The organism is Nonomuraea sp. NPDC052265 (assembly GCF_044547985.1).
Lineage (GTDB): Bacteria > Actinomycetota > Actinomycetes > Streptosporangiales > Streptosporangiaceae > Nonomuraea.
In genome coordinates this window covers 38,527-47,923 of the sequence record NZ_JBIUBJ010000038.1, presented here as the reverse complement: position 1 = coordinate 47,923, position 9,397 = coordinate 38,527, and the positions used below count along the sequence as shown (strand labels likewise).

The following is a 9,397-nucleotide window of genomic DNA, read 5'->3' as shown; positions in this document are numbered from 1 at the left end:
ACCCTTCGAAGTGCTCAACGAGTCCCTTTCAACCCAAACAGCCGCATAGGCTACGCCCATAAGACGGCTGTCCGGAATCTCCGTGGCCCCTCAGTCTTCGCTACGCACCCGCTGTTGCATGCAGTGGAGAACACTGACTTCCTGCAAGCGGTCGCGATGCTTGCCACGCTCAAGCGTAACCAGGCCGACGCCTCGGAGCGCCCCCCGGCGGTGTCGGCCAAGCGTGAGGACGTCCTCAAGCTCCAGCTGAGCGAGTACCTGGAATGGGTGCAGCCACTGCGCGCGGGCTTTCTGTGGGCGGCTACCTTCCTTGCGGACCTGCACATCTTCGACCAGCGCTCGGTGCCCTATGCCAAGCAGCTGGTGCCGATGGCCACGCTGCGAGTAGTGCTGGGCGACGACATAGATCTCCACGGGGTCCGTAACCGGATCAATCAGTGGTACTGGTGCGGCGTCCTGGGCGAGCTCTATGGCAGCGCCAACGAGACCCGGTTTGTCCGCGACCTCGAGCAGGTGCCGGACTGGGCACGCGGCAAGGACGGCGCCACGGTGCCGCGGACCATCCAGGACGCGGCGTTCGTGGAGTCCCGGCTGCACTCGCTGCGGACACGTGGAGCAGCGGCGTACAAGGGCATCCATGCACTCGTCATCGCGGACGACGCGGCAGACTGGATGTACGACAAGACCTTCGACAAGGTCCAATACGTCGACATGAACGTCGACATCCACCACATCTTCCCGTACAAGTGGTGCCTCGACCACGGCATCGACGACGAGCGCCGCGAGAGCATCGTCAACAAGACGCCGCTGTCCGCAGTCACCAATCGCAAGATCGGTGGCGTTGCACCGTCGAAGTACATGACCGCTATCGAGAAGGCCGCAGGCATCCCTTCCGACCGCCTGGATGCCCTGGTCTCATCGCATCGATGTGATCCGAGTGCGATGCGTGCGGACGACTTCGACACCTTCTTCGTGGCGCGGCGCGAGGCTCTGGTCAAGCTGGTGGAGAAAGCCATGGGCAAGACTGTGCAACGCGACGCTTCCGAGGGTGAGATGCAGGAGTCTGCTGACCAGTTCGACGCTGGCGACGACGCCGTCATCCCGGACGAGGAGGAGCCTTATGGCGACGAGCAACCGTGATTGCATCGAGGAGATATTCGAGGTCACTGTGGCGCGACGTCAACACGAGTCCGGCCGATTCCAGGGGCGACCGCGAGCAACGCGCGGGCCTGCTCCGGGACGCAACTTTGCGAGACTCGATGGTACCCGCGCAACCGGCGGCTGACGTCGCCGGACTCTGCCAGGGGACGGTCCTAAAATCTCGCTATGGACCTTCAGGATGTGGGTAGCTCGGCCAAATTCCTCATCCATGACCGGGACGCCAAGTTCACCGCGGCCTTCGACGCGGTGATGACCGACGCCGGAATACGCATCGCCAAGCAGTAGCAAGGCCCGAATGGAGGCGCGGGTGGACGGCCGGCCGTGGCTATGGCGCTTGCAGGTCCAACCCGCCGTACCAGATCGGCGTGCCAGCACAGCAGCATGCCCCATGTCACGAACAACCGCCGACGACCGGCCGGAAACAGCCGCGCCAGCGCGCTGATCACCGCCCGACCCTTCCACGACGGCCGAGGCATTGCCACCTGCCGACGCAACACCGCAAGCTGATAATGCAGGACCAAAATCTCCTCATACAGGGTTCGTGTTCCGTTTGCCCGCGCCAGGATGACACCCGTGGCAGGCCGATCGAGCCTTTGCTCGCGTCGAGTTAGTCACGAGACACGGGCACCCCGGTTTCGGGACGACGGCCGCCTCAGCCGGTCCGCCGTTCAAGTTCCTCTGTCATCTCCGCAAGGTCGCTCCAATCGACCAGGTCGAAGGACTTCTTCAAGAGCCAGAGGAGCCGTTGTTGGAGTACAGGTTCCTCGCTAATCCGGCCGGTGGCCGCCAGCAGAATGTGAGCTAGCCGTTCGACGTCGTCCTTGGAACTGTGGACTTCGGCGACGAGGGGGCGTACGTGCCGATCGAAGGTCTCCCAGGAAAGGTCGGGGTTCGGTTGGCTGAGGTGCTGCCTGAGCCACCAAAGGCTGGCTCGCGTGATATTCGACAGGTGGTCCTCACTCAAGGAAATGACGGCGTCGTCGGCGAGGACCGTTTCGAGACGGCCTGCCCTGCGTGCGTCCGAGAACCGCTCAGAGCGTACGAGATCCGGCTCAGACATGGAAACATACATGCGAGCCCGGAACTCTATATCCCCATAGGCAGGTGTTGGTTTCCAGCCTGCAAGCTTCATGGTCAGCTGCTGCTCAGCTTCGAACGCTTCTTCAGGGAATAACGTCTCAGTAACGTTCCGAGACGCTGCTTTCGTACCAGCAAGTGCAGCGGCGCGTGCCGCGTCGGCATTCGGGTGCTGCGGACGCTCCGGGTCGTGATCTCTTCGCGGAAAGGGCCGATACCAGACCCGCCCCCGTCCCTCAAAGGCGATGCCGGGCACAGTGGTCGGTAGGGTCATCGTTACCTTGACTGACCGTACTCGCCTCAGCTTTGCCTCATGCCTCTTCAGCAACGAAGCCCTCTTCCCTGCCTAGCAAGGATTCCGCGCTGTTGGACAGGTCAGTCGCAGCTGGCGCCTCAGCGGAGTGCTTAGGTCCCCAGATCAGGCGCCTCAGCATTGTGTCGCCGAACCTGTCGGTCTGGTCCGGGTCGTTCTTGGTGAGTGCCTCGAGGAAATCGAGGTTCATGTCCTGCTTGATAACGGTGGTGAACAGCTCGTCGACAGGCTCCTTCGGTATCAGGGCCTGCTTTACGGCTTCTCTCCAGAACAGCGCAGCACCGATGGCGGCCGTCCGGGTCTCAGCGCGGTTGTGAGCCTTCCGGAACGCGTCTGCCAGAGTCGCGAGACGCTCCGGGGACTCGAGATCTCGGCCGCCTTCACCACAGAGCACGACGAGCCCCTGGCCGGAGTTGGCGAGGCAGAGGAACGCTACGATGCCCGCGCGCTCGAGTTCGACCTTGCCGAGCCACTTGCGGATCGTCGTCAGCACCAGGGCCCGATGCTTGGAAGCCCCAAGAGCGGTGAAAGCGTCCACGAGGGCGGGGCTGACAGGGTCTGGGGACTTTAGCGCGGCCCGCCCCAGCCGGGTGAGCGCCAAGTTCGGGCTGGCCATCCCGAACTGGCCGCCACAGACTGCGGCGACGACGTCGACCTTCTCCTGCGACGGCTTGGCCGCGAGCCAGGTGTACAGGCGACCGCGTACGTATGCACCGAGCACAGGATCAAGCGAAGCCTTCATCAGTTCCTCGACGAGGAGCTCCGGCCGCTTACCGGATAGCTGTTCGAAGAGCTCCTGCACGAGGGAGCGGTCGTTCAGGCGGACCGCGAGCTCCATGAGCGAACTGACCACCCGCCTGGCATCGTCAGCATCGAGCTTCTGGACAATGTCGAGCGCCCAGGTTCGCAGCGTCTTCCGCTGATTCGGAAACTGATTCCACAGGTGGAGCCGGACCGCAGCGGCGAGGCCGTGAGACTGGGGATCCACCCTCACACCGCCGTCCACCTCGACGAGCTCGGCTGAGTCGAGCCGCTCGGAGGTGAAGGCGTCGGAGAAGATGTCGACGAGCGAACGAGTCTGGCCGATCTCCTGACGGAATGCCTCGGACATGGCGAGTACAGAATCCCGTCGGCCGCCATCACACATGGCCGCAGACCAGAGAAGAGTGCGGGCCCCAAGGTCAGAAGGGCAGACGGTCTTGAACCAGTCCCGCCAGCCGCGGAACTCCTCCGCGATCTGCTTGCCCGGGGTGTCCGGTTTCGCGGTGCGAAGGATATCCGTCAGGCGGAGCACTTCTCTGGCGCGTGGGGACGACTCCCAGATCTCGACGAGTGCTTCGTCCACCAGCCGGAAGGACAGGTGGCCCGCACCAGTGCGCCGCAGGATGCTCTCGGCGAGCTCTTTGCCTGGTGGAGTGGCCAGACGCACGATCCGCGCGCCGAGCTTGCCCAGCCACTGCTCCTTTACCTTGGCCTCGCAGGTGAGCACGACGAGCCTCGCGCCTCCGTCCACAGCCCAAGAGAGCAGCTCTGCACCGAAGTCGGCGGACGGGCACTTGTCGTACTCCGACATGTCGAGGACATAGCCGTGTCCCTGTGCTGCGGCGGGGAGAAGCTGCTTGCGTGGCTGCTCCCAGTTGGTCTGCAACCGGACGACCCGGTTGGTACCGCACTGCTCGCGGAGTCTGCGCAGGGCCGCGGTTCCCCGTCCTGTGCCGGGCGCGCCAACAATGACGAGGACACCGGGGTCGGAGACGATCACTTCGCTCCTCTTCCAGTCGTCGCTCTCTGGGTGGACGAAGAGGCCGTCGGCGGTGGGTCGCAGCTCCTCACCGCTAACAGGAACGGGCTCGACCGACTCGTCGCCCATGATGAAGGTCATGTTCTGTCCGAACCAGGTCGGGCCTTGGAACGTAGTCTCGGGAATGCTCATGGTCACTCCTTCGGCGAAGCCGGGGGGTAATGGGTGTTGATGGTCATGCCGTTGAAAACCTGCTGGGAGGCGAGATACGACGGGCCTTGGAACGTGACACCGCCCTCGAACCGGATTCCGCCTTCGAAGGGTGAAGTCTGTGCCGGCAGCGCAGGGAGTGCAATGCCATGCTTGCGCTGGAACCGAGTCCTCACCTGCTGGGCATCGAAGTCACCCGCGTGAGGGCCGATCGCTTCGGCGAGCTCAGCAAGCAGCACCAGCAAGACCGCGGCCGACTGGCCAGTGTTCCGGGCAAGTTCGGCGAGATTGTCGAGCCCGTCGCGCCAGTCTCGACCGTCCTCGAACGGTTCGACGCGCCACACATGTAGACGTGACAGCACCCGGTGGGTCAAGTGCTCGAGTCCGTCGGGTTCGGTGATGCCCGTCGCGGCGGACATTGCCTTGACGATCTGCGCATGCCGTGCACGTAGTCGCTGGCTCGTCACCTTCTCCACAAGGAGGCGCTGGAACGAAACGTGAGTGCTGTGAGCGCGTGCTCGAACTGCCAGATCATCCAGGTCAGCGAGGTCGTCGCTCGGCCCTGGCGCTGCCGCGCCGAGGAGGAGACGCCCGGTTTCCAGGGCATGCTCCCGAGTCTTCCAAGTCTCCGCAGCCTGGCCGAGTAACGAGATCAGCGCCTCACTGCTTCCCGTGACGGCCAGCTGCTTCTTGACCTGAAATTCGATCGTCGTGCTTTGGTGCGCCGGCCCTGCCCGCATGACGACGTCATCGAGCAGACTCCCTGCAACTCGCTGCTGCAATGCGACGCTCTCGACGGGCAGATCGATCCCCACGGGAACGTGCGCTCCGCGCAGCAGCCTGCTGAACGCCAAGGCTGCAACCCGGTACTCAAAGATCGTCCCTGCGCCCCCCGTTGCCTCTGGGGGCGCCACTCCGTACGCCATTTCCCCTCCCTGCTTCTGCGTTACTCACCACATTAGAAACGACTACCGACAAAATCGTAACTCGAATATCTATTCGATATTAGAGCGTCAGAGTTCCCGAGGGGGCACACGACTTCACCTAGTCATTCCTGTGGAGCTCCTGCTTCACCATGGGTGGATATGACACGTAAGCCGAGTGATATCGCTTATGGATCGCCAGCGGCATCGCCCAGGCCACGGTCGCATAGCGGATGGTGCCCTGGAGCGCTGCGGGCCTAGAGCCTGTCTCGAAGTGTTGATCAATGGCGTGTCGTAGCCAGACACGCAGAGAGGTCTCCGGTAAAGGGTTCAACGACCAAGAAGAACCAATACCCCGGAGACCTCGTGGCCACCTTAGCGGTGACGCGGCGGTTCGACCTCACCGATGCGCAATGGGCGCGGCTGGAACCGCTGCTGCCTGCGGGCAGGAAGCCAGGTCGGCCGTCGCAGTGGAGCAAGCGCCAGCTGATCGACGGCATCCGCTGGCGGGTACGAGTGGGCGCGCCGTGGCGGGACGTGCCCGAGTACTACGGCTCCTGGCAGGCGGTCTACAGCCTGTTCCGCCGCTGGCAGCGTGCCGGCGTCTGGCAGCAGATCCTCACCCACCTGCAGGCTCTGGCCGATGCTGCGGGCTTGATCGGCTGGCAGGTCGGGGTGGACTCCACCATCTGCCGAGCCCATCAGCACGCGGCCGGCGCCTCCAGGAACGGCGAGACGCAGGCCGAGCCGCCCGGCGGTGCCCAGCCTGAGCCCGCCGATCACGCCCTCGGACGCTCCCGGGGCGGCCTGTCGACCAAACTGCACCTGGCCTGCGAGCAGGGCCAGCGCCTGCTCGCCCTGGTGGTGACGGCTGGGCAGCGCGGCGACGCGCCACAGTTCCCCACGGTCATGGCAGCCATCAAGGTGCCCCGGCCCGGGCCCGGCCGCCCGCGCACCCGACCCGAGATCGTCCGCGCCGACAAGGCATATTCTTCCCGCGCTATCCGGCAGCACCTACGCTCTCGTAAGATCCGGTGCACCATTCCCGAACCGGCCGACCGCATCGCCGCCCGCCAACGGCGCGGCAGCCGCAGTGGCCGCCCGCCGTCCTTCGACGCGGCCGACTACCGCGCCCGTTCAGCCGTCGAGTGCGGCATCAACCGGCTCAAACGCCATCGCGGCATCGCCACCCGGTACGACAAACTCGCCGTCCGTTACGAAGCCGCCGTCCACATCGCCGCCATCAACGACTGGCTCACGATCCTTTGAGACACGGCCTAGTCCTGAAGATCTCCCGGTCTGGCTACAGTGCCGCCCGTGCACCGGACCAAAACAGCCGTTAGTCATGGCAAATACGTGCGCAACTCCGACTTGCGATGCGAAATCTACTTGCACCGCATTGGGGCGGCGCCGGGTAACGGGCGGGACGTGTTCGTCGCCGGCGCCCAAGGCATCCCGTCCTACCTCGTAGCCGCCCACGCCTGGCGGACGCCGACCAGCGATCGATCACTCGGCAGGCTGCCTTGTACGGGTAAAGGAATGATCACTGGCGCGCACAGGACAACCGCTCACATCGGTTTCTTACCGTCGTTGCGGGCGAGTCCGGCGTTGAAGAGCGATTCAAGCTGGTCGTATCGGCCGTCAGCGATGCTTAGGAACGCTGTCACCATCTCAGGATCGAAGGACGCTCCCGATTCCTGACTCATGATTTCAAGAGCCGCTTCGATGCTCCTCGCAGGCCGGTAAGCACGTCCGGTGGCGACGGCGTCGAACACGTCGGCCACGGCAATCACGCGAGCGCTCTCCGGAATCTCCCTGCCCGCTAAGCCCCTCGGATAGCCGCGGCCGTCGAACCGTTCGTGGTGGTGAAGAATCCCCTCCATGGCAGCCTCGGTGAGGAGCATTCGAGCAGCTGGTTCCAGGAACTCGTCGAAGAGCTCCACCAGCCCCGCGACGATGCTCACGCCACAGCTTGTATGCGATTGAATCAGCACATATTCCTCCTGGGTGAGAGCTCCGTCTTTGTTGAGGACAGCGCCAGGGACTGCGAGCTTGCCGATGTCGTGAAACAGCCCAGCTAGACGTACCACCTCCAACGCTTCAGAGCACATCCCCATTCGATCGCCGATCATGGCGGCCAGCCGCGAGATACGTTCGCTGTGCCGGCGCGTGTGGGGGCTCTTGATATCCAGCGCAATCATCAGCATCTCTGCCAGATCATCTGCAGTCACTTCGCCGTCGAACGGCTCAGGTGGCCGAGCAGTGACGAGGTGGCCGGCATCGGCCCAGGCCCGCCATAGTGTGGGCGCGTCCTGCGGGCGTCCCTGTGCGATCAGGAGACCGGCCATTCGTACGGCGGCCGCTCTGTCACCGATGCCAGCATCATTGGCCTGCCTGCGCACGAGCTCCCGTTCTGCTCGGTTCTGTTCGTCGAGAAGGCCGATCAGCGTCGTTATCGCAGATCCCTCACCCGCATCGGCCTGGGCCCGCCACAGCGCCAGCGCGTCATCTGTCCGGCCCTGTCCAACCGGGAGCATGGCCAAGAGCCCAGTCGCCTGCCCGCTACCAGAGCGGATGGCGTGACGGTACAAAGCTCCAGCATGCTGGTACAAGAGGCGATGTTGTGCGGCGTGGGCGACGCGGGTCTGGTCACCAGGGTCAGTGAGATGGTCGACCAATGCCTGCCAGCAGGTGCTTGGTACCTCTGACAGATGGCGGTGCTGCCCGACGTGTTGCTGGAGGTAGTCGGCGACCTGGTAACCGTTGATCTGCCCCATGGTGGTGGAGCTGGCGACCGGCGCGAGGGCGGCCGCGGCGCCGTTCAACATGCCGGTGGCGTACGCGAGGGCGGTCTCGAACCAGTCGGGTGGGGCGATGGCGCGCTGGCGGACGTCGCAATACCCGGGTGCTGCGGCACGTAGCAGGTCCGGGCTGAGCGGGGAAACAGCACCAAGGCGAGTTGCGTCGATGGCGGCATTCAGCACGGCGGCGGCGTAGGGGTCTGCGCTGCGCCATCGATTCACCAGTTGTGGGGCTGCGGCGATGATTTGGGTGAGCCCGTAATCCCCCGATCGCAAGGCCAAGGCGATCCTTTGATCCCCGGAGGTCGCCACGGCTTCGGCGCGCTCGCGCTCCGCGGTGCTGAAGGAGCCCCGCAGATGAACCACATCGGCCAGATCGAGCAGCTCGCGTTCAGCGGCGTACAGATCCGGCTGACCTGGGCCCGGCACCGCTGTGTAGGCGGTATAACGCTCGGGCCAGATGGTCGCGATCAGGACCGTGCCTGCCTCCAGCAGGACGCGGACGGTGGCGGCGCTCAGACCGGCTGAGCCGCCCAAGTACCGTTGCAGCTCATCCAGCCACACGACCAAGCGTCCGATCACCTGCTCGGCGGCCTGACGGACCTGCCCGGCATCAGCGGGATGTAGCAACCACCAGTGTGGCAGCACCGCTCTGATCGCTTCATACGCACTTCGGGACTTACCCACCGATGATTCGCCGACCAGCACCACCATTGCGCCTCGACTGGCAGCCTTGGCCAGCAGACTCCGAACTCCACGTGGGGCGGTATCGGTGTCACGAAGGATGTAGGCGGGAAGGTCGCCGGTCGCGCCCGGAGCGTCGATCGCGGCATGCACGCCCAGCCGCCGTGGGTCGGCCTGTGCAACTCGGATCACACCGGCAGCGCCAGGGACATCGGCGGTTAGCGCACGTTCTCTCGCCTCTTGCCACGCCTTCCACTGCTCGCGGGGAACCGCGCAGGCACGCAGGAACACCTCCAGCGTCTCCCGGCTGGCCCGACCCTTGTTCAGCAGATCCGACAACGTCGAACTCGATAGTCCTTCCTTCGGCCGGTCTCCGGGGTTGGCTGCTTTGTCGAGGTCGGCGTATGAGTGGCCCGCCCGTAAGGCCCGTAGCGCGGATATCAGCTCGGAGACGGTGTGCACCTGGCTGGGGTCTGGCATCTCAACG

At 64.6% G+C, this 9,397-nt stretch carries 6 protein-coding genes; 2 read left to right on the top strand and 4 right to left on the bottom strand.

The window, feature by feature from the left end; all coding sequences use genetic code 11:
* The first annotated feature begins 123 nt into the window (after positions 1-123).
* Entirely contained in the window at positions 124-1,140 is a 1,017-nt protein-coding gene (locus ACIHAD_RS46855; protein WP_397361345.1) for a hypothetical protein, read from the top strand.
* Between the two features lie 673 nt (positions 1,141-1,813).
* On the opposite strand, the gene ACIHAD_RS46850 is transcribed toward ACIHAD_RS46855, so the two are convergent.
* From ACIHAD_RS46850 to ACIHAD_RS46840, 3 genes are read right to left on the bottom strand one after another with little or no spacing between them, the layout of a single operon-like run.
* Positions 1,814-2,512: a hypothetical protein gene (locus ACIHAD_RS46850; RefSeq protein WP_394502933.1), complete on the bottom strand. Its 699-nt coding sequence runs from the start codon at positions 2,510-2,512 to the stop codon at positions 1,814-1,816.
* 37 nt (positions 2,513-2,549) lie between these two features.
* Complete coding sequence (locus tag ACIHAD_RS46845; RefSeq protein WP_397361343.1) at positions 2,550-4,484, bottom strand: hypothetical protein; 1,935 nt, start codon at positions 4,482-4,484, stop codon at positions 2,550-2,552.
* A gap of 2 nt (positions 4,485-4,486) precedes the next feature.
* Complete coding sequence (locus ACIHAD_RS46840; protein ID WP_397361342.1) at positions 4,487-5,317, bottom strand: hypothetical protein; 831 nt, start codon at positions 5,315-5,317, stop codon at positions 4,487-4,489.
* 474 nt (positions 5,318-5,791) lie between these two features.
* Here ACIHAD_RS46840 and ACIHAD_RS46835 point away from each other — a divergent pair, with 474 nt between their 5' ends.
* Positions 5,792-6,694 carry an IS5 family transposase gene (locus ACIHAD_RS46835; RefSeq protein ID WP_397361341.1) on the top strand — a complete coding sequence of 301 codons (903 nt, stop codon included), beginning with the start codon at positions 5,792-5,794 and terminating at the stop codon, positions 6,692-6,694.
* A gap of 299 nt (positions 6,695-6,993) precedes the next feature.
* Here ACIHAD_RS46835 and ACIHAD_RS46830 read toward each other — a convergent pair whose 3' ends face one another.
* Positions 6,994-9,249, bottom strand: a complete 2,256-nt coding sequence (locus ACIHAD_RS46830) for an HD-GYP domain-containing protein (RefSeq protein ID WP_397361340.1) — start codon at positions 9,247-9,249, stop codon at positions 6,994-6,996.
* Positions 9,250-9,397 lie beyond the last annotated feature (148 nt).